The organism is Lawsonibacter hominis (assembly GCF_014287895.1).
Taxonomy (GTDB): Bacteria; Bacillota; Clostridia; order Oscillospirales; family Oscillospiraceae; genus Lawsonibacter_A; species Lawsonibacter_A hominis.
The window spans coordinates 23,865-42,612 of the sequence record NZ_JACOPP010000012.1 but is presented as its reverse complement, the minus strand read 5'-3'; the positions used below and the strand labels follow the sequence as shown (position 1 = coordinate 42,612).

The following is an 18,748-nucleotide window of genomic DNA, read 5'->3' as shown; positions in this document are numbered from 1 at the left end:
TAGTAAAATAGGAAAGCATATACAAACTATATTTTAGCCCTTTTTTGACCGAAGGACAACCCATATTTTCGCACAAATCGGACAAAAATTCAGGGTTCTTTTGGAGGAACAGCCCATGAGGACGGCGGGCATCATCTGTGAATACAACCCCTTCCACCGGGGACACGCCTGGCACCTTGCCCAGACGAAGCGCCTGCTGGGGGAAAACACGGCCATCGTATGCGTCATGAGCGGACACTGGACTCAGCAGGCCGACTGCGCCATCGCGGACAAATGGACCCGGGCGCGGCTGGCCCTGATGGGAGGGGCGGACCTGGTGCTGGAGCTGCCTACGCCTTGGGCCGCCGCCTCGGCCGAGACGTTTGCCCGGGGCGGGGTGGAGGTCCTGGCGGCCACCGGCGTGGTGGACGTGCTGTCTTTCGGCAGCGAATGCGGCGATGTGGAGGCGCTGCAGCGGGCGGCGGCCTGTCTGGACGCCCCGGAGTATCCTGCCGCCCTGCGGGTCCGGCTGGAGCAGGGCAAACCGTTTGCGGCCTGCCGCCAGGCAGCCGTGGAGGCGCTGGCGGGACCGGAGAGCGCATCGCTGCTCCGCAAGGCCAACAATAACCTGGGTGTGGAGTACATCCGGGCCGTCCGCACCCTGGACGCCCGGATGACCCCAATGACGGTACTCCGCCGGGGCGCGCCCCATAACAGCATGGGGGGGATGGACACCCACCGGGAGGACGGCGCCGCCGGGGCCGGCACCGTGGACCGGATGCAGTTTGCCTCGGCCACGGAGATCCGCTGGAATCTGTTGGAGGGGCGGTGGGACAGGGCGGAGCCCTATTTGCTGCCGGGGGCCAGGGAGCGGCTGGAGGATTCGCTCATCGGTCTGCCTGCCCTGAAGCGGGTGGAGCAGGTGATGCTGGCAAGGGTGCGGACCATGACCGCGGAGGACTGGGCGGCCCTGCCCGACAGCGGCGCGTCCGAAGGGCTGCCTGAGCGGCTGGTCCGGGCGGGGCGCCGGGCGGAGAGCATACCGGCGTTTTATGCGCAGGCCAACACCAGGCGCTATACCGAAGCCCGGGTCCGCCGGCTGCTGCTGTGGGCGTTTCTGGGCCTTACCAAAGCGGACCGGCCTGCGCATGTGCCCTACCTGCGGGTGCTGGGGCTCAATGAACGGGGGGGAGGACTGCTGCGGCGGATGAAGCAGGCGGCCTCTCTGCCGGTCATCACCAAGCCTGCCCACGCCCGCGCGCTGGAAGCGGAAGGGCGGACCCTGTTCGAGCTGGAAGGGCGGTGCACCGATCTGTACGGCCTGTGCTTTGCGCGCCCGCGTCCCTGCGCGCTGGAGTGGACCTCCAGTCCAGTGGTGTGCTGACCGTCCGCACGGCCTTCCGCTTGTCGAAACGCCTTCCGCACAAGCGCCCGGCCGGGTTTTGTCCCGCGAAGATGACGGCATCAATCACAATCCGTCCCTTCCGGCGGCACAAGGGGAATTGCCCTGCCGGGGCACGAGCGGGTCCCCTGGAGAACGCGCGTCGGAAGGGACCCTTCTCAGGACGGACGGGGTGACTTTTTTGCGGGAGATCGAACCTTGTCCCGTATCCTGTTTCGACAGACGCAAGCCCGTCCCTCCATCCGCCTGCAGGCGGATGGAGGGACGGGCTTGTTTGATCACTGGATATGCACGTGGTTGTTGATATGCTCGGAGCAGTAGCAGTAGTAGCCGTTGCACTTGGAGCAGTAGCGGAACGCCTCGTCGGGATCATCGGTGTCGGTCTTGCCGCAGACGGCGCATTTGTGGAGATATCCCTTTTGCTGATGGGCCTGCCGGGTGGCCTGCTTGAAGTTCACCGTCTGGCGGGAGTGGCGGTGCCTGGCGCGTCCCAACATGCCCATGAGGTCAGACCAGAAGAAGAGCACATAGTTGAGAATGGCCACCAAGGGCACCAGAGCCATGGGGAGATTGCCGCCTATCAGCGTGCCCGCCACGGCCAGGGCCAGAAAGCCCAGGTCCAGCCAGGCCAGCCATTTGGCCTTGACCGGGATGATGAAGTAGATCAAAAAGGTCGTATCCGGATAAAGGGTGGCGAAGGCCAGGAAGAGGGACATGTTCAGGTAGTACATATTGGCGGTCTGATACCAGCCGTAGCCCACCAGACCCATGATCAGGCCGTACACGATGGTAAGGATGACGCCCAGAAAGTAGTATACGGTGAATTTGGTGGCGCCCCAGGATTGCTCCAGGCTGCGGCCGATGGAATAGTACAGCAGCACCGAGAAGAGAAACCAGAGGAGGTTTTCGTTGAGCGGCACAAAAATAAAGGTCACCAGCCGCCAGATCTGCCCCTGGAAGATCAGCGCCGGGACAAAGCTGATCCAATAGGAAAAGGTATAATGGCTGAACAGGTCCAGCAGCAGCACGATCACGTTGCCCACGGAGATGATCAGCATCAGATTGGGGATGCCCAGCTTGGGGTGCCGGTAGCAGAAACGGTCCAAAAGCGCGTCGATGGATTTCAAAGGCAATTCCTCCCAGATCAGGGTAGTAACGTTAGTCTAACAGGGAACGGGGGATATTTCTAAAACAAATTGTAAACTTTTTGCGGCCGGTTATTTCATGAGCCTGCGCAGCTTCTCCTTCATCCCCGGTGTAAGCGCTTTGGCGGCGGCCCGGTAGGGCAGGGGAGGAAGCGCCAGAAAACGGCGCTCCACCTGTTCAAAGGGCAGGGTACGGAAGGCGGAGAAGAAAGCCGCCCGGCGGGGATTGGCCTTGAGAGGAGAGGCCAGGCGGGGGTTGCCCGCCACCGCCTCCTCCAGGGGACGCTCCACCTGGCCGAAGCGGGGGGAGAGCTCCTGGAACACGGCGCGGCCCCGGGCGCTGTTGACCAGGACCATGGATACGCCCTTGTCCCGCTCCACCGGCAGCTCCAGCGCCGGGTCCAGCCCCCAGTAATCGGCCAGGGTAAAGTCGGCGGGGCGGCTGACGCTGGTGTATTTGCACACGGCGCAGGCGGGGCGCAGGAACAGCTGCATCCCAAAGCCGCGGCCATAGCAGGTGCGGTTGAAATCCTCCGTGTACACGCCGCCGTCGGCAAAGGTCACGCTCAGGTAAGGGTGGGACCAGCCGTGGGATTTGTCCTTAAAGCGGACCTGGCGGACCGTGGAGCCCTGCCGCGCCTCCAGCGTATCCAGCCAGGCACGGAATACCGCCGGGGAGGGGACCCCGTGGCAAACCAGGTCGCAGGTAAGCAGATGCTCGTAATCCCGGCCAAAAAAGCGCAGCAGGCCGTCGATCTGGCAGGGCACGCCGGAAAAGAGCACCGGTGTGCCCGCCTCCAGCAGAGCGCGGGCCTGCCGGAAGGTGTCGCCCAGGTCGCTCTGCACATATTTGGAACCCCGCATGGGCCCCAGCTCCGCTGTGGAGCGGGCACATACGTGGCGGGTGGTCTGATGCGCGTCCAGCACCGCGCCGAATACGGCGCCCCCCTGGGCGAGGGTATGCCGGGCCAGCAGGGAGAAAAAGCCGCCGGAAGAGCTTTCGACGCGTTCGGCCTCGTCGCTGTTCCAGAGCGCGTGGGCGGCAGCGGGGATGTGGACGGGGGAGGCGGGCTGGAGCATGGGGCAGACCCGTTCACAGCTGCGGCACAGGATGCAGGAATCCCCGATCACAGGACGCAGAAAGCCCTCGTGATCCGCCGTTAGCGTGATGGCCCCCACCGGACAGACGGCGGCGCAGGCGGTGCAGCCGGTGCAGTCCTCACGGCGGCACAGCGCGGGCGCTTCCCGGCCCGGCGTGTCTGCCTGCGCGGGCTGGAGCGGAAGCTGCGTCCCCTCCAGGGCGGCCTTCAGATAGGCCAAAGAGTCGGCGCGCTCGGCGGAGAGCCGCTGATGGACCGCGGCGTAGTCCATGGGGGCGTCCACCGCTTCGGTGGCGTCCAGACCGATGATGCGTCCGGTGCAGCCCAGCCGGGAGAGCAGGCTGTAAATGCGGGAATAGGTGGGCTCCCGCCGTTCGCTGGGAGACATGGAGGTGAAGAAAGGCTTCTGGAACTGGAGGGAGAAGACCGCCCCATGGAAGGAGTTGGTGACTACGGCGGCGGCGTTTTGAAACAGGCCCAAAAATTCCTTGGGGCCCGCGTCAAAGATCAGCCGCGCGGCGCCGTCGATCTTCCGCCGTGCGCCCGCCAGCTGGAGGATAGGCCAGCCGGTGCGCTGGGACAGCGCCTGGGCGTAGGGGGCGGCCTCGCCGGGGTCGGAGACGAAATAGCAGAGTATGTATTGGCCCGGCTCCTTCGGCGGCGCGGCCAGCGCGCCCCAGTCCGCTCCGGTCAGCAGAAGGGTGGGGTCCAGCACCACACGGGCCTGCTGTCCGGCAGCCTGCTCCAGCAGGGCCTGCCCCCGCTTTTCCCGAACGGACAGGGCGGAGTAGGGCGCCAGGCAGCGGCGCAGCTGCGCCAGCTTGTCCTCGGGCAGCTCCGACACCCCCAGGCTGGGGGCGTAGGCGATGCGGCGTCCCTCCCGCACGAAGGCCAGCAGGAAGGCAGGGTCGAACTGTTTGTCCTGAAAGATATAAGGGTTCCAGATCTGATCGCTGCCCGCCACGTACACGTCGTACTCCGGGGCGTCCGCTTCCAGTTGGTCGAAGGTGGTATACCGCTTGGGGGAGAGGGTCATCTCCTGGGCCACAAAGGCCTCGAACCGGTCGAAGCGGCGCCGGAACGCGGCGTAGTGGAGCGCGGTGTGGGCGTCGGAGACCATATCCCGCAGCGCGCCGGAGCGCTTGAAGAGCTGATTGGTGCGTGTGGTGTGGGGCAGGCGGTAGTCGATGATCTCGCACTGCGCTCCCAGGGCCTGGATGGAGCGCATGGTGGCGTAGGCCTGGAGCTGGGCCCCGTAATGGTGGGCGAAATGGAAGGTAATAAGTCCTGTGCGCATGTAAGCTCACTCCTGAACGAAAAGGATCGTGCCGGTCGGGCGGATGGGACGGGCACGGCCGCTTGCAGCTGGGATACCGCGCGCAAAGCGTATCGCGGCAGGCGGCATCGTTCGCGCCGGAAGCCCGCAGGGCGGGAGCGAATCATGCCGGTTCTGTGGTATAATAGCCGCATTGCGGCTATTATACCACAGCCCTGCGGGAAAGTATATTGGAATACCCCGCCTGCCCCCGCAAAAAAATCGGAAATTGTGACAAGGTTGAAATTTTGTCTATAGCGCGGCAGGGACGGATGGGGTATGATAAGCAAAGATTGAAATGGGATGAAACTTTGGGAGAGGAGTGTGCCGCAGAAATGGGCATATCGGCTCACATTAAGGCGTTTGGGTTCTCCAAGGTCCTGGATTATCTGGAGCGGGACCCGGATGCCAACCTTCCCAGGCTGATGGAGTGGGTGGATCGGTTTACCGGGGAAAAGCTGCCCCAGCATTACCGGGAATTGTTCCGCAGCGCCATGAGCGACCCGGAAAACAACTGGTACCGCCTGATCAAGAGCATGTACACCGACATTGACAGCCGGGTACTGAAAAAGCTCTTTGAAAATTTTGTGCTCAACGGGAATCTGCTGGATTGGCCGCAGAAAAATGCAGAGGGAGGCTGGCCGGAAGGCGGGGCGCCCTGGTCGGTCCTGATCGACCCCACCTTTCCCTGCGATATGGGCTGCAAGGGCTGCGGTAGCGCGATCTACGGCGTGCGCCCGGTGATGGAGTTCGACAGCCTGGATGAGGAGATCGACGCCCGCAAGGCGGGGGGGACCTACCTTTATATTTTTCCCGGAGGAGATCCGCTCTCCCGGGAGCAGGAGATCATCGCGCTGTGCAACAAGCACAGCGGCTGCGTGTTCGCTGCGTTTACCCCGCCGGAATCCATTACCGGGGAGCTGGCGGAGGACATGCTGCGGGTGGGCAACCTGTTCCCGGCCATCCAGGCCGACCAGCCCACCCCGGAGACCGAGCGGGCTATGGCGCTGATGCGCCGCGCCCGGCTGCCCTTCGGCGTGGCCTGCCGCTGCACGGCTGAGAACGCCGGGCGGGTTTCGGAAGAGGGCTTTTTTGATCAGATCATCGCCTCCGGCGCCAAATTCTGCTGGTTCTTCACCTGCCCGGCCTTCGGTCCGGAGGAGGCGCCCAGCGGCGCACAGCTGGCGCGGATCCACCGGCAGGTGCAGTGCTTCCGGCGCAGCAAGCCCCTGCTGACGCTGGATTTCTGGGACGGCCCCTCTCCCGCGGCTATGGAGCGGGAGAAGGCCGGAGAGGAAGGAGAAGCGCTATGAGCATCCTGAAGGATCAATCTCTGGCAGAGTCCGGCCGCCGCAAGATCCGGTGGGTGCGGGACTTTATGCCCGCGCTGGGGCGCATTGAGGAGCGCTTTGCGCGGGAGCAGCCCTTTGCCGGCCTGCGCATCGCCGTGTCGGTCCACCTGGAGGCCAAGACCGCGAATCTGGGCTATGTGCTCCAGAAGGGCGGGGCGCAGGTCCGGCTCACCGGATCCAATCCCCTGTCCACCCAGGACGATGTGGCTGCGGGACTGGCGTCCATGGGGGTGGAGACCTTCGGCGTCCACGGCGCGTCCGCCCAGGAGTATGAGCGCCATCTGATCGAAACGCTGAAGGTTCGGCCCCACCTGATCGTGGACGATGGGGGAGACCTGGTCCACCTGCTGGGCGGTAAATGCGCGCAGCTGGGGGAGAACCTGATCGGCGGCTGCGAGGAGACCACCACCGGCATCCTGCGCCTGCGGGCCCGGGAGCGGGAGGGGATTTTGCCCTGTCCCATGATGGCGGTCAACGACGCCAGGGCCAAGCACTACTATGACAATAAATACGGCACCGGTCAGAGCGTGTGGGACGCCATCATGCACACCACCAATCTGGTCGTAGCGGGCAAGACCGTGGTAGTGGCCGGATACGGCTGGTGCGGCAAGGGCGTGGCCATGCGGGCCAAAGGCATGGGGGCCGACGTCGTCGTCTGCGAGGTGGACCCCTTCAAGGCGCTGGACGCCACCATGAACGGCTTCCGGGTCATGCCCATGGACGAGGCGGCCCGCTGCGGCGACGTATTCGTCACGGTCACCGGGTGCAAGGACGTCATCACCCCCAGGCACTTTGCAGTGATGAAGCACAACGCCCTGCTGACCAATGCCGGCCACTTCGACTGCGAGGTGGATGTGGCGGGACTGGCGGCCATGGCGGTCGGGCGGGAAGTGCGCCGGGAGAATATAGAAGGCTATACCCTGCCCGATGGAAGGGTGCTCAACGTGCTCGGCGAGGGCCGCCTGGTGAATCTGGCGGCAGGCAACGGGCACCCGGCGGAGATCATGGACATGTCCTTTGCGGTGCAGGCCCTGGCGCTGGAGTGGCTGGTCCGGCACCGGCAGGGGCTGGAGCGGAAGGTCTACCAGGTACCCGACGAGATCGACGAGGAGATCGGCCGGGTGAAGCTGGCGGCGCTGGGGCTGGCCATCGACGCGCTCACCCCGGAGCAGCAGGCCTACCTCAACGGCTGGAAGGCGGAATAGGGCGCGCGGGACACGCATTCCGACGGCATTATACAAAGAGGCTGTTTTGTCTATTGCGATTGCACGCGAGAGTGATTACAATATCCAGTGTCAATTGAATAGCCTTATCAAGAGTGGCGGAGGGATCGGCCCGATGAAGCCCGGCAACCTGCATTGCAAGGTGCCAAATCCGACGGTAGAAGTATCGAAAGATGAGGATGGATGAGCCTCTTTCCGCGCTCCGCCGTCCGGCGGAGCGCTTTTTCGATCCGGCAGGCTCCCTCCAGAAAAAGAAAGGAAGAAAGAACTATGGCAAAGCGACTGTTTACCTCCGAGTCCGTTACCGAGGGGCATCCCGATAAGGTGTGCGACCAGATCTCCGACGCCGTCCTGGACGACATCCTGGCCGCCGACCCCACCGCCCACGTGGCCTGCGAGACCTTTACCACCACCGGCATCGTGACGGTGATGGGCGAGATCACCACCAAGCACTATACCGACATCCCCGCCATCGTCCGCCGCACGGTGGAGCGCATCGGCTATACCGACCCCAGCTACGGCTTTGATTACCGCTCCTGCGCGGTGATGACCGCCATCGACGAGCAGTCCCCCGACATCGCCATGGGCGTCAACCAGTCCTATGAGGCCCAGAACGGCGGCGTGGACGCGGCCGACCGGATCGGCGCCGGCGACCAGGGCATGATGTTCGGGTATGCCTGCGACGAGACCCAGGAGCTGATGCCCGCCCCCATCTCTATGGCCCACCAGCTCTCCCGCAAGCTTGCCGAGGCGCGCAAGACCGGCGAACTGACCTGGCTGCGGCCCGACGGCAAGAGCCAGGTCACCGTGGAGTATGACGACGATGGCCGCGTGCTGCGCTGCCCGGCCATCGTGGTGTCCACCCAGCACGACCCGGATATCGCCCTCAAGGATCTGCGGGAGGCCATTGTGGAGACCATCATCAAGCCGGTCATCCCCGCCAAGTATATCGACCGGGAGACCAAGTTTTATGTCAATCCCACCGGGCGCTTCGTTGTGGGCGGCCCCGTGGGCGACACCGGCCTGACCGGGCGCAAGATCATCGTGGACACCTACGGCGGCTCCGCTGCCCACGGCGGCGGCTGCTTCTCCGGCAAGGATCCCACCAAGGTGGACCGCTCCGCCGCGTATATGGCCCGCTATGTGGCCAAGAACATCGTGGCCGCCGGCCTGGCCCGCAAGTGCCAGATCGAGCTGGCTTACGCCATCGGCGTGGCCCATCCCGTCTCCGTTCTGGTGGATACCTACGGCACCGGCGTGCTGAGCGAGGAGAAGCTCTCCGCGATCGTGAACGAGTGCTTTGACCTGCGCCCCGCCAAGATCATCGAGCACCTGGATCTGCGCCGTCCCATCTACGAGCAGACCGCCGCCTACGGCCACTTCGGCCGCACCGATATCGACCTGCCCTGGGAGCACACGGACATGGTGGAGAAGCTCAAGAGCTACCGGTAAGAAAGGGCGGGCGGAGTTCCACCGGACCCTCCCGTGCGACCGGGCGCGCAAGCGCCCCGCGCCTGCGGCGCGTACAAGCGTTTTGCGAAGCAAAACCTTGCCGCAGGGCGGATTTCCTCCGCCCGAGGAAGTCAAAGCAAAGGGGCCCCACGAAAGGATTCCTTTCGTGGGGAGCGCACACGGACATGGTGGAGAAGCTCAAGAGCTACCGGTAAGAAAGGGCGGGCGGAGTTCCACCGAACCCTCCCGTGCGACCGGGCGCGCAAGCGCCCCGCGCCTGCGGCGCGTACAAGCGTTTTGCGAAGCAAAACCTTGCCGCAGGGCGGATTTACTCCGCCCGAGGAAGTCAAAGCAAAGGGGCCCGCCGCAGCTGCGGCGGGCCTTCGCTGTTTGAAAAGCAGGTTGATTTCCCCGGCGGTTTCCTGTAGAATGGGAGACGCGGATCGGAAGTCCGCGCCTACTATGGGAAAAAGGGGGTATCCTTCTATGACGAAGGTGCTCTATCTGCTCAACTTCGCCGGGAAGGCGGGGACGGAGCGGTATGTGGAGACTCTGGTGAACTATCTCTCGGCCGACGGACTGGTCCAGCCCTTTTTTGCCTATCATGAGGGCGGCCTGCTGGTGGAGCGGCTGGAGGAGATGGGCGTACCCTGCCGGCGTGTGGAGATGCGCCGCCGCTTCGACTACAAGGCGGCCCGCGACCTGGCGGCCCTGTGTACCGAGTGGGGGATCGATCTGGTCCACTGCCATTACCTGCGGGAGCACTACACCGCCCTGCTGGCCAAGAAATACAATCCGCATATCCGGGTGGTGTACACCAATCATTTCGTCCTGGCCAACGATGCGGTGACCCGCTTCACCAACCGCATTCTGGATAAGCGCCAGGATCAGATGATCGCCGTGTGCAACAAGGGAAAAGAGCAGCTCATCGCCAACGGCTGGAGCGGGGAGCGCATCCAGGTCATCTTCAACGCCGTGGATCTGGACGCCTGGGCGGGCGAGCGCTCGCAGTCCACCCTCCGCGCCGAACTGGGGCTGGACGAGGGACGTTTTGTGATGCTCTGCGCCTCCCGCTTTGCCGACGACAAGGGGCACCGCTACCTCATCGATTCGGTGAAGCGCCTGACCCAGCGGACGGACAAGCCCTTTACGCTGGTGCTGGCGGGGGACGGCCCGCTGCTGGAGCCCACCAAGGCGCAGGTAAAGCAGCTGGCTTTGGAGGATTGCGTCAAATTCATCGGCTTCCGCAAGGATATCAAGAACCTCTACAAGGGCTCCGACCTGTATGTGAACGCCTCCCGGCACGAGGCGCTGTCCTTCCTTATCATCGAGGCCATGGCGGCGGGCCTGCCCGTTATCGCCACCGACATGGGGGGCAATTCCGATATTGTGAACGACGAGGCGGGCTGCGGACTGCTGGTGGAATATGATAACCCCGATTCCATGGCGGCCGCGATGGAGCGCTTTTTGGAGGACCCCTCCTTTACGGATGCATGCCGGGAAAATGCCCGCAGGACCATCGAGGCGAAATTTGAGGTTCATAAAATGGCCCGTGCCACCTTCGGCGTCTATGAAAAGGCGCTCCACGACGGATTCCAAGGAGTATAAAAACTGATGTCAATTACGGAAAACAGCTGGTTCCTGCGCGTTTTTCTGGCCGCCTGGCTGGGGCTGAAACAGGCGGGAGCCAATAGCGTCCTGGGCCGCGCCCTGGACCGGGTGGGAGAATGGTTTTGCCTACAGGCCAAGAACAGCGTGATCTGGAATGCGCTGTGGCGGGAGGGCGCGGTCTCCCGGCGCTGGCCGGACAGCATTGCCTGCCGTGTGTTCACGGCCATCCTGAACATCCCCTGCGCACTGGTAAAATGGATCTACCAACTGGGGCGGGACATCTGGGCGGGCAGCCTGTTCTGCCGCCTCATCGCCGCGCTGGGCGGCGCCACATCTTTTTTTGTGGGCGTGTTCCTGCTGGTGATGCTGGCGGCGCCCCATTCCCTTTGGAACAATGCCTACGGCTTTGCCGCCGCGGCAGGCCTTTTGGGCCTGTTCGTGATCGGCAGCGCCTCCCGGCCGAAGAACCGCCTGGAGCTGGACCGGCTGGGGCCCTATATGACCCTCTATCTGGCCTTCCTCTGCATTGCGCTGGCGGGGTCCCTGTCCACCCATCTGTCCATGCGGTTTTTCTTCTTCCACCTGACGGGTTTCCTCCTGGTGCTGGTGCTGGTCAGTTCCGTGCGCCGGTACGAGCAGCTCCAGCTGGTGGTGGCCCTGGCGGTGCTGGGCATCTCGGTGGCCGCCCTGTACGGCTGCTATCAGGGCTACGTCGGTGTGGAGGTGGTCCCCTCCCAGCAGGATATGACGCTCAATGCCGATATGCCGGGGCGGGTCTATTCCTTCTTCGACAACCCCAACAACTTTGCCGAACAGCTGGCGATGCTCCTGCCGCTGGAGCTTGCCCTCTTTCTCAACTCCCGCTGGCGGGGTAAGCTGCTTTCCCTGCTCTCCCTCTGTTTGGGTGTGGTGGCCATCGGCTTTACCTATGGACGCGCCAGCTGGATCGGACTGGCATTCGCGGTGGTGGTATTTGTGATTCTGATGGACTGGCGCTGGGTGCCCGTGATGCTGATCCTGGGCCTGGCCGCGATCCCCTTCCTGCCCGAGACCATCTACAACCGCATCCTCACCATCTTCAAGGCCGGAGAGGACAGCTCCGTCCAGTACCGCTTCGGCATCTACGACACCACCAAGAACCTGATGGAGGACTACTGGGTCCGGGGCGTTGGCCTGGGCAGCGACGTGATGAAGAAGGTCTTCCAGACCTATCCCACCAACTTCGACGGCTCCTACCCCATCCACACCCACAACAACTATCTGCAGATGTGGGGCGAGACCGGGATACTGGGCCTGCTCGCCTTCCTGGCGCTGCTCCTCTGGCAGCTCAAAAGCGGGGTAAAAGCCTTCTGCGCCGCGGCGGACGTGCGCCTCAGGCGGCTGCTGGCGGCGGCGATCGGCGGCTTCTGCGGTATTTTGGTCATCGGACTGGCCGAATACACCTGGTTCTATCCCCGCAATATGTTCACCTGGTGGTTCCTCTTCGGCGTTATCGCGGCCTGCGTCAAGCTGGCGCACCTCCAGAAGGACAAAAGAACGGCATGACGCGAACGAAAAGGCCCCACTGATGCAGCGCATCAGGGGGGCCTTTTGGAGCGTCTATTCCTCATCCGGCATGGGCTTGACGAGCGTTCGATAGGCGCGCGCCAACAGGAAGACGGACAGCGCCAGCGTGACGACCTCCGCGATGGGGAAGGCCCACCAGATGGATTCCAGGGTGCCGCGGAGGGAGAGCAGCCAGGCCACGGGCAGCAGCACGATCAGTTGGCGTGTGAAGGAGATCATCATGCTCTGCACGCCCTTCCCCAGCGCCTGGAGGGTGGAGATGCTGATGATGCTGCCGCTGGCCAGCAGGAAGCTGATGCTGATGATGCGCAGGGCGGGCACGCCGATGGAGAGCATGATGTCCGACGCGTCGAACAGGCGGAGGATGGGGGCGGGAAGGAGCTGGAAGACCAAAAAGCCTGCTATCATAATGCAGAGAGCCAGCAGGAAGGCGAATTTCACCGTGCCGACCAGCCGTTTTTTCTTCTGCGCGCCCAGATTGTAGGAGACGATGGGCACCATGCCGTTGTTCAGGCCAAAGATCGGCATAAAGGCAAAGGACTGCACCTTGAAGTAGATGCCGAACACGGCGGTGGCAGTGGAGGTAAAGGAGGTAAGGATCTGATTCATGCCGAAGGTCATCACCGAGCCGATGGAGCTGAGGAGGATGGAAGGCACGCCCACGGCATAAATCCGGCGGATCACCGCGCCGTTGGGGCGAAAGCCCCGCAGCCTGGGATGGATCTCCGGATTATGGCGGATGTTGTAATACAGCGCCAGCACAGCCCCCACGCACTGCCCGATCACCGTGGCAAGGGCGGCCCCGGCCACACCCATCTCGGGGAAGGGGCCGATGCCGAAGATCATCAGGGGGTCCAGTACGATATTGATGACCGCGCCCAGCCCCTGGGTGATCATGGTATAGAAGGTGCGTCCGGTGGACTGGAGCAGACGCTCCAGCATGATGGCGGCAAACATGCCGACGGAGAGCCCGCCCACCAGGCGCAGATAGGACACGCCGTAGGAAATGATCTCGGGATCGTCGATCTGGATGGCCATAAAGGGCTGCGCCAACGTCAGAGAGAGGACCAGAACGGCCAGATAGCTGAGCAGCGAGAGAAACACACCATTCTCCGCCGTCTGGTCGGCGAGCGCGAAGTTCTTTTCGCCCAGGCTGCGGGAGAGCAGGGCGTTGACGCCCACGGCGGTCCCAACGCCGATGGAGATCATCAGGTTTTGAAAGGGAAAGACCAGGGATACGGCCGTCAGCGCGCTCTCGCTGATCTGGGCCACGAAAATGCTGTCCACAACGTTATACAGGGCCTGTACCAGCATGGAGATCATCATGGGCAGGGCCATGGTGATCAGCAGGCGGCGCACCGGCATCACGCCCATCTTATTCTCTTGTGCAGTTTGCGGCATGCTTTTCCCTCCAAAGGCGGGCCTTGCAGGGCCCGCGGCAGTCGATTCAAACGATTTGTTATCATTCTAACAGATGAAACGGATATGTCAATGCGCTTGCCGTGCGGTTTGTCGGAAATAGACAGAACGGCCCGGGAAGGCTCCCGGGCCGTTCTGTGCCTTTTGGCGCATGCTATTCCGCCGGAGCAGCGCTTTCCAGCCGGGACAGCAGGATATCCAGATTGTGCACGGTGCTCTCGTTGAGATAGTGTTCCACCTGCTCCACCTGTTCCAACTCATCCGTGGAGCCGTTGACCAGACAAAAGAACCGGTGGAGCACGTCGTGCCGGTAGAGCAGGTAACGGCCGATCTCCCAGCCTCGCTGAGTGGGTTGGATGAGACCGTACTTCTCAAAGGTCACCAGACCCTGCTCCCGCAGCTGATAGACCATCTTGGAGGCGGAGGAGGGGCGTACGTTGAGCCGCCCGGCCAAAAAGTTGATGCGCACGTACCCCTCCGCCCGGGCCTGGCGGCAGATCATCTCCAGGTAATCTTCCATAGCGCCGGTCATTTGCTGCTGTTTGCGCATCTGATAGCCCTTTTGGGTGTAAAAATCCGCCTGTTCCGTCTGGGACATACGCGCGCACCTCCCATTCCGGCGGCACCTTTTACCGCACGGCGCAATAAGATAGGGTGTGGAAACAAAGTTTCCTTACACCAACTTATGGCAAGGGGATTTGAGATATGAGCGAATATTCTCTCAGCGCCCTGCGGGTCGGGCAGAGCGCCTACGTAGCGGAGATCCAGGCCGATGAGGCCATGCGCCGCCGGCTGCTGGATCTGGGCCTGATCCGGGGCACCCGGGTCACCTGCACCGCCAAAAGTCCCGCCGGGGACCCGGCGGCGTATCTGATCCGGGGCGCGGTCATCGCCCTGCGGGGCCGGGACGCCCGGGGCGTCCGGCTGGAGGGGCTCTGCCCGGAGCGTGCCCCGGCGGGCCGGACTGCACTGGCCTGAACGCAGTAAGGGGGGAGGAGCTGGCGATGGGATTGACCAATACCTCCACCGGCGCGGGCGCGGTGGACGGCGGGCTGGTGCTCCAAAAGAACCGGCCGGAGGACCGGGTGATCGCCCTGGCGGGGAACCCCAATGTGGGCAAGTCCACCGTCTTCAACGCGCTGACCGGGCTCCGGCAGCATACGGGAAATTGGCCGGGAAAGACCGTGGCCAACGCGCAGGGACAGTGTGAGCACCGGGAACGGGGCTACGTGCTGGTGGATCTGCCGGGTACGTATTCCCTCATGGCCCACTCGGCGGAAGAAGAGGTGGCGCGGGATTTTCTCTGCTTCGGCGGCGCGGACGCGGCGGTCGTGGTGTGCGACGCCACCTGTCTGGAGCGCAATCTGAATTTGGTCCTGCAGACGCTGGAGCTGGAACCGCGGTGCGTGGTGTGCGTCAACCTGCTGGATGAGGCCCGAAAAAAAGGGATCCGGGTGGATCTGGAGGGCCTCGCCCGGCGGCTGGGGGTGCCGGTGGTGGGTACGGCGGCCGGGCGGGGCGAGGGGCTGGAGGAATTGATGGACGCGGTGGCGGAGCTGACCGCCGCGCCGGAAGCGCCGGCGCCGCCGCCGGTGCGCTATCTGCCGCCCATCGAGGCCGCGGTGGAGCAGCTGCGTCCGCTGCTGGAAACACGGCTGGCCGGACGGCTGAGCGCACGCTGGACGGCCCTGCGGCTGCTGGATCAGGACGCTGCGCTGCTGGAGCGCCTGTCGGAAACGCTGGGCTGGGACGTGCAGCGGGACGAGGCGGTACAGAAAGCGCTGGAGGGCGCACGGGGCGTTCTGGCCCGGTCCGGGCTCGGCGCAAAGGAACTCAGGGATTGCCTGGTCTCGCGGCTGGTTTTGACGGCGGAGGAGCTGTGCGCCGGTGTGGTCTCCTGTGAGCGGGAGGAGCGCCTGGAACGGGACCGCAAGCTGGACCGCCTGCTCACATCCCGCGCCACCGGGATTCCTCTGATGCTTCTGCTGCTGGCCGGGGTGTTCTGGCTGACCATCCAGGGCGCCAATTACCCGTCGCAGCTGCTCTCTGCGGGCCTGTTCTGGGTCCAGGACCGGTTGAGTGACCTGTTTACCGCGCTGAACGCCCCGGCATGGCTCCATGGGGCGCTGGTATTGGGGGTGTACCGGGTACTGGCCTGGGTGGTCTCGGTCATGCTGCCCCCTATGGCCATCTTTTTCCCTCTGTTCACCCTGCTGGAGGACTTCGGTTATCTGCCGCGGGTGGCCTTCGTGCTGGACCATGCATTTCAAAAGGCCAGCGCCTGCGGCAAGCAGGCGCTGACCATGGCCATGGGCTTTGGCTGCAACGCGGCCGGCGTGGTGGGCTGCCGCATCATTGATTCGCCCCGCGAACGGCTTATCGCCATCCTGACCAACAATTTTGTCCCCTGTAACGGGCGCTTTCCCACTCTGATTGCAATCATTACCATGTTTTTTGTGGGGACCGGAGCGGGTATGGGACGGGGCGTGCTGTCGGCGCTGCTGCTGACCGGGGTCATCCTGCTGGGGGTCTTTCTCACCTTCTGGGTGTCCCGGCTGCTGTCCGGTACCATCCTGAAGGGCGTGCCCTCCTCCTTTACGCTGGAGCTTCCGCCCTACCGGCGGCCGCGCATCGGGCAGGTCATCGTACGCTCGGTGCTGGATCGGACCCTGTTCGTGCTGGGGCGGGCGGTGTCCGTTGCGGCCCCGGCGGGGCTGCTGATCTGGCTGTGCGCCAATGTTAAGGTGGGCGGGGGCAGCATCCTGGACTGGTGCACCGGATTTCTGGACCCCTTCGCCCGGCTGCTGGGGCTGGACGGAGTCATCCTGATGGCCTTCCTCCTGGGCTTTCCGGCCAATGAGATCGTGCTGCCCATCATTATCATGGCCTATCTCTCCAGCGGCTCCCTGCTGGCGCTGGATGATCTGGAGGCCCTGCGGGCGCTGCTGGTGGACAACGGCTGGACCTGGCTGACGGCGGTGTGCACCATGCTCTTTTCCCTGGTCCACTGGCCCTGCTCCACGACCTGCCTGACCATTGGGAAGGAGACGGGCAGCGCCAAATGGACCCTGGTCTCCATCCTGCTGCCCACCGGCATCGGGATGCTGGTCTGCTTTTCGGTTGCCACCACGGCCCGTCTGCTGGGCCTGGCCTGAAAAACGAAGAGCGCCCCGGTCCCGACCGCTTTTGCGGCTGGGGCCGGGGCGTTTTGCGCCTAAAGGTTTCTTTGATCTTTCGCCGCACCTGATTTGACAATCCGCCAAAAGCCTTTTCCCACTGTTTCTGCAGATCCGATTTTGAAAAATGTGCCAGCAGGCTGGAGGTGTACCGCTATATCAATGAAAACACTCTGTTGCCGAAGCCGCTTTTTTCTCCAACTGCTCATATTCCAGAAGGTTGTTATCCTGCAAATAGGCAAGGGCTGCGGCCATCTGTTTTAGATTGAATACCTTAGCCCACCGTTCATATCCCGGCCCTTTTCGTTGAAGCTTTGATTGAATGTCGATAGCCAGACTAACCGTGCGGCGGTTCTGCCCGGTGCGCTTATGCTCTCGGAGTCAAGAGCTGGCGGGTAAACTGGCCTGAGCTTTCGACTATGTTCAAGTATCCTCCTGAAATTCGCACGCTCATTTACACGACCAATGCCATTGAGAATTTCAATCGCCAGCTGCGCAAGGTGACAAAGACGAAGAGCGCCTTTGTTTCCGATGACGCTCTGATGAAAATTCTGTATTTGGCGACGATCAACATCACTGAAAAATGGACGATGCCCATCCGTAATTGGGGCACGATTCTCGACCATCTCATGATTTATTTCGGCCACAGGGTGCCAATCACCCTCTAATTGCATTTCACCTGCCTTCGGTCTTTACACAGAATTTTACGCACTACCTATATTCCATTAAATGGTTATCCCTTTTAGTCAGCCAGGGCCAAGACCTGAAAATAGGACAGTTGAGCTGATAAAATGAAGGCATGATGACGGGAAAGCGGGGAAAAGAGTCATGCCGAGGCAAAAGGGATTGTCGTTGTACGAGCTTCAGAAGAGATTTGCCACAGAAGAGCAGTGCCGGGATTACTTGGAACAGAAGCGGTGGCCGAACGGCTTTCAGTGTCCGAAGTGCGGTGGCAATAAGCATTATCGACTCTCTAACGGGATGATCCAGTGCGGCACCTGCCGCCACCAGACTTCCGTTACCGTCGGCACGGTCATGCACCGCAGCCATCTTCCTCTGACGAAATGGTTCCTGGCCATGTATTTCATGTCCCAGGACAAGCGCGGGATCTCCGCCGTCCGGCTCAGCCAGGTCATCGGCGTCACTTACAAGGCGGCATGGTATCTCTTGGCTCGGCTCAGAAGGGCCATGGGACAGCGGGACGATACCCATATCCTCGGTGGGACGGTTGAGTTTGACGACGCCTTCTTCGGTGGCCCGACCAAGGGCAAGAAGCGCGGCCGGGGAACTGAAAAAGCAAAGGTTTTCGTGGCGCTGTCTTTGACTGACAAGGGCCATCCCCAGTATCTCAAGATGAAGCCTACGGACAATATTAAGCAAGCCTCTGTGAAACGGTTTGCCCAGACCAGCATCGAAAAGGGCAGCACCATTCTCAGTGATGGCTACCGCAGCTATAGTCCAGCTCTGGCGGGGTATGACCACCGACCCAAAGCCTATGCTCCTGACAGCGGGATGCTCCGCTGGCTGCACATCATGATCGGCAACGCCAAGGCTTTTATTCTGGGTACCTACCACGGGCTGCCGCAGAAGTATCTGGGCGATTATCTCAATGAGTATTGCTTCCGGTTTAGCCGGCGTAACTTTGGGGCCCATTTGCTTGACCGTTTGGTCATTGCTGTTTCTAATTCCTCGTTGGCTTACTCAAGGGGATAACCATATTCCATTAATACAATGTCTGCATAAATTATGGTTCGTCGTTTATAATAGTCAATTTAACCTTTCACAATCCTCACTCTACCCCTTCTTCGCTCCCCCAACATCCACTCTCACCCACCCCCGGATACCCTGTGCTGGTGTCCGGGGGATGTTTTTTGGTGCGCCGTGCTGTAAAATTTCGCAGATTTTTAACCTCAAACGCTAAGTTTAACCTCGAAAATTGGTATCATATTAGCACATAACACATTAAACGAAAACAAAAGAAAACCCTGTAACCGTTGAGATTACAAGG

Annotated in this window: 13 protein-coding genes, 2 pseudogenes and 1 riboswitch; of the genes and pseudogenes, 10 read left to right on the top strand and 5 right to left on the bottom strand. The window is 62.3% G+C overall.

Annotated elements, in window-relative coordinates; all coding sequences use genetic code 11:
• Positions 1-115 precede the first annotated feature (115 nt).
• Complete coding sequence (locus tag H8S57_RS09920) at positions 116-1,363, top strand: tRNA(Met) cytidine acetate ligase (RefSeq protein WP_186907927.1); 1,248 nt, start codon at positions 116-118, stop codon at positions 1,361-1,363.
• Positions 1,364-1,659: 296 nt separating this feature from the next.
• On the opposite strand, the gene H8S57_RS09915 is transcribed toward H8S57_RS09920, so the two are convergent.
• Positions 1,660-2,508, bottom strand: coding sequence for a rhomboid family intramembrane serine protease (locus tag H8S57_RS09915; RefSeq protein ID WP_243204772.1), 849 nt, complete (start codon positions 2,506-2,508; stop codon positions 1,660-1,662).
• A gap of 90 nt (positions 2,509-2,598) precedes the next feature.
• A complete protein-coding gene (locus H8S57_RS09910) occupies positions 2,599-4,923 on the bottom strand; it encodes a polysaccharide pyruvyl transferase family protein (RefSeq protein WP_186907926.1) in 2,325 nt (774 codons plus the stop codon).
• A 353-nt stretch (positions 4,924-5,276) separates the two neighbouring features.
• On the opposite strand from H8S57_RS09910, the gene H8S57_RS09905 reads away from it, so the two are divergent.
• The 5 genes from H8S57_RS09905 to H8S57_RS09885 all read left to right on the top strand — a co-directional run bounded on the left by H8S57_RS09905 (position 5,277) and on the right by H8S57_RS09885 (position 12,124).
• Positions 5,277-6,254, top strand: coding sequence for a radical SAM protein (locus H8S57_RS09905; RefSeq protein WP_186907925.1), 978 nt, complete (start codon positions 5,277-5,279; stop codon positions 6,252-6,254).
• On the top strand, positions 6,251-7,498 hold the full coding sequence (locus tag H8S57_RS09900; RefSeq protein ID WP_186907924.1) for an adenosylhomocysteinase: 1,248 nt from the start codon (positions 6,251-6,253) through the stop codon (positions 7,496-7,498). Before H8S57_RS09905 ends, H8S57_RS09900 begins: the two co-directional genes overlap by 4 nt.
• Positions 7,499-7,599: 101 nt before the next feature.
• A riboswitch (SAM riboswitch) is annotated at positions 7,600-7,696 on the top strand.
• 90 nt (positions 7,697-7,786) lie between these two features.
• Complete coding sequence (gene metK / locus H8S57_RS09895; protein WP_186907923.1) at positions 7,787-8,968, top strand: methionine adenosyltransferase; 1,182 nt, start codon at positions 7,787-7,789, stop codon at positions 8,966-8,968.
• A 486-nt stretch (positions 8,969-9,454) separates the two neighbouring features.
• Positions 9,455-10,576: a glycosyltransferase family 4 protein gene (locus H8S57_RS09890; protein ID WP_186907922.1), complete on the top strand. Its 1,122-nt coding sequence runs from the start codon at positions 9,455-9,457 to the stop codon at positions 10,574-10,576.
• A 6-nt stretch (positions 10,577-10,582) separates the two neighbouring features.
• Positions 10,583-12,124, top strand: a complete 1,542-nt coding sequence (locus tag H8S57_RS09885; protein ID WP_186907921.1) for an O-antigen ligase family protein — start codon at positions 10,583-10,585, stop codon at positions 12,122-12,124.
• A 54-nt stretch (positions 12,125-12,178) separates the two neighbouring features.
• Here the strand turns inward: H8S57_RS09885 and H8S57_RS09880 are convergent, their stop codons facing one another.
• Complete coding sequence (locus tag H8S57_RS09880; RefSeq protein WP_186907920.1) at positions 12,179-13,546, bottom strand: MATE family efflux transporter; 1,368 nt, start codon at positions 13,544-13,546, stop codon at positions 12,179-12,181.
• A 172-nt stretch (positions 13,547-13,718) separates the two neighbouring features.
• A complete protein-coding gene (locus tag H8S57_RS09875; RefSeq protein ID WP_186907919.1) occupies positions 13,719-14,162 on the bottom strand; it encodes a metal-dependent transcriptional regulator in 444 nt (147 codons plus the stop codon).
• Positions 14,163-14,269: 107 nt separating this feature from the next.
• On the opposite strand from H8S57_RS09875, the gene H8S57_RS09870 reads away from it, so the two are divergent.
• Both H8S57_RS09870 and feoB read left to right on the top strand, forming a co-directional pair.
• Positions 14,270-14,542: a FeoA family protein gene (locus H8S57_RS09870; protein WP_186907918.1), complete on the top strand. Its 273-nt coding sequence runs from the start codon at positions 14,270-14,272 to the stop codon at positions 14,540-14,542.
• Between the two features lie 26 nt (positions 14,543-14,568).
• Positions 14,569-16,719: a ferrous iron transport protein B gene (feoB, locus tag H8S57_RS09865; protein ID WP_186907917.1), complete on the top strand. Its 2,151-nt coding sequence runs from the start codon at positions 14,569-14,571 to the stop codon at positions 16,717-16,719.
• A 195-nt stretch (positions 16,720-16,914) separates the two neighbouring features.
• Here feoB and H8S57_RS17365 read toward each other — a convergent pair.
• Positions 16,915-17,082, bottom strand: a pseudogene (locus tag H8S57_RS17365) (relaxase/mobilization nuclease domain-containing protein); the annotation flags it as partial.
• Between the two features lie 26 nt (positions 17,083-17,108).
• Here H8S57_RS17365 and H8S57_RS09860 point away from each other — a divergent pair.
• Together H8S57_RS09860 and H8S57_RS09855 are read left to right on the top strand one after the other, a co-directional pair.
• Positions 17,109-17,408: pseudogene (locus tag H8S57_RS09860) on the top strand (transposase); the annotation flags it as partial.
• Between the two features lie 160 nt (positions 17,409-17,568).
• Entirely contained in the window at positions 17,569-18,453 is an 885-nt protein-coding gene (locus H8S57_RS09855; RefSeq protein WP_186907916.1) for an IS1595 family transposase, read from the top strand.
• Positions 18,454-18,748: the final 295 nt, after the last annotated feature.

What these genes read in the sequence shown, in the direction of transcription:
- H8S57_RS09910 (WP_186907926.1), bottom strand. Translation starts at nt 4,923, where the DNA reads ATGCGCACAGGACTTATTACCTTCCATTTCGCCCACCATTACGGGGCC.
- feoB (WP_186907917.1), top strand. Translation starts at nt 14,569, where the DNA reads ATGGGATTGACCAATACCTCCACCGGCGCGGGCGCGGTGGACGGCGGG.
- H8S57_RS09870 (WP_186907918.1), top strand. Translation starts at nt 14,270, where the DNA reads ATGAGCGAATATTCTCTCAGCGCCCTGCGGGTCGGGCAGAGCGCCTAC.
- H8S57_RS09885 (WP_186907921.1), top strand. Translation starts at nt 10,583, where the DNA reads ATGTCAATTACGGAAAACAGCTGGTTCCTGCGCGTTTTTCTGGCCGCC.
- metK (WP_186907923.1), top strand. Translation starts at nt 7,787, where the DNA reads ATGGCAAAGCGACTGTTTACCTCCGAGTCCGTTACCGAGGGGCATCCC.
- H8S57_RS09890 (WP_186907922.1), top strand. Translation starts at nt 9,455, where the DNA reads ATGACGAAGGTGCTCTATCTGCTCAACTTCGCCGGGAAGGCGGGGACG.
- H8S57_RS09880 (WP_186907920.1), bottom strand. Translation starts at nt 13,546, where the DNA reads ATGCCGCAAACTGCACAAGAGAATAAGATGGGCGTGATGCCGGTGCGC.
- H8S57_RS09855 (WP_186907916.1), top strand. Translation starts at nt 17,569, where the DNA reads ATGCCGAGGCAAAAGGGATTGTCGTTGTACGAGCTTCAGAAGAGATTT.
- H8S57_RS09900 (WP_186907924.1), top strand. Translation starts at nt 6,251, where the DNA reads ATGAGCATCCTGAAGGATCAATCTCTGGCAGAGTCCGGCCGCCGCAAG.
- H8S57_RS09875 (WP_186907919.1), bottom strand. Translation starts at nt 14,162, where the DNA reads ATGTCCCAGACGGAACAGGCGGATTTTTACACCCAAAAGGGCTATCAG.
- H8S57_RS09905 (WP_186907925.1), top strand. Translation starts at nt 5,277, where the DNA reads ATGGGCATATCGGCTCACATTAAGGCGTTTGGGTTCTCCAAGGTCCTG.
- H8S57_RS09920 (WP_186907927.1), top strand. Translation starts at nt 116, where the DNA reads ATGAGGACGGCGGGCATCATCTGTGAATACAACCCCTTCCACCGGGGA.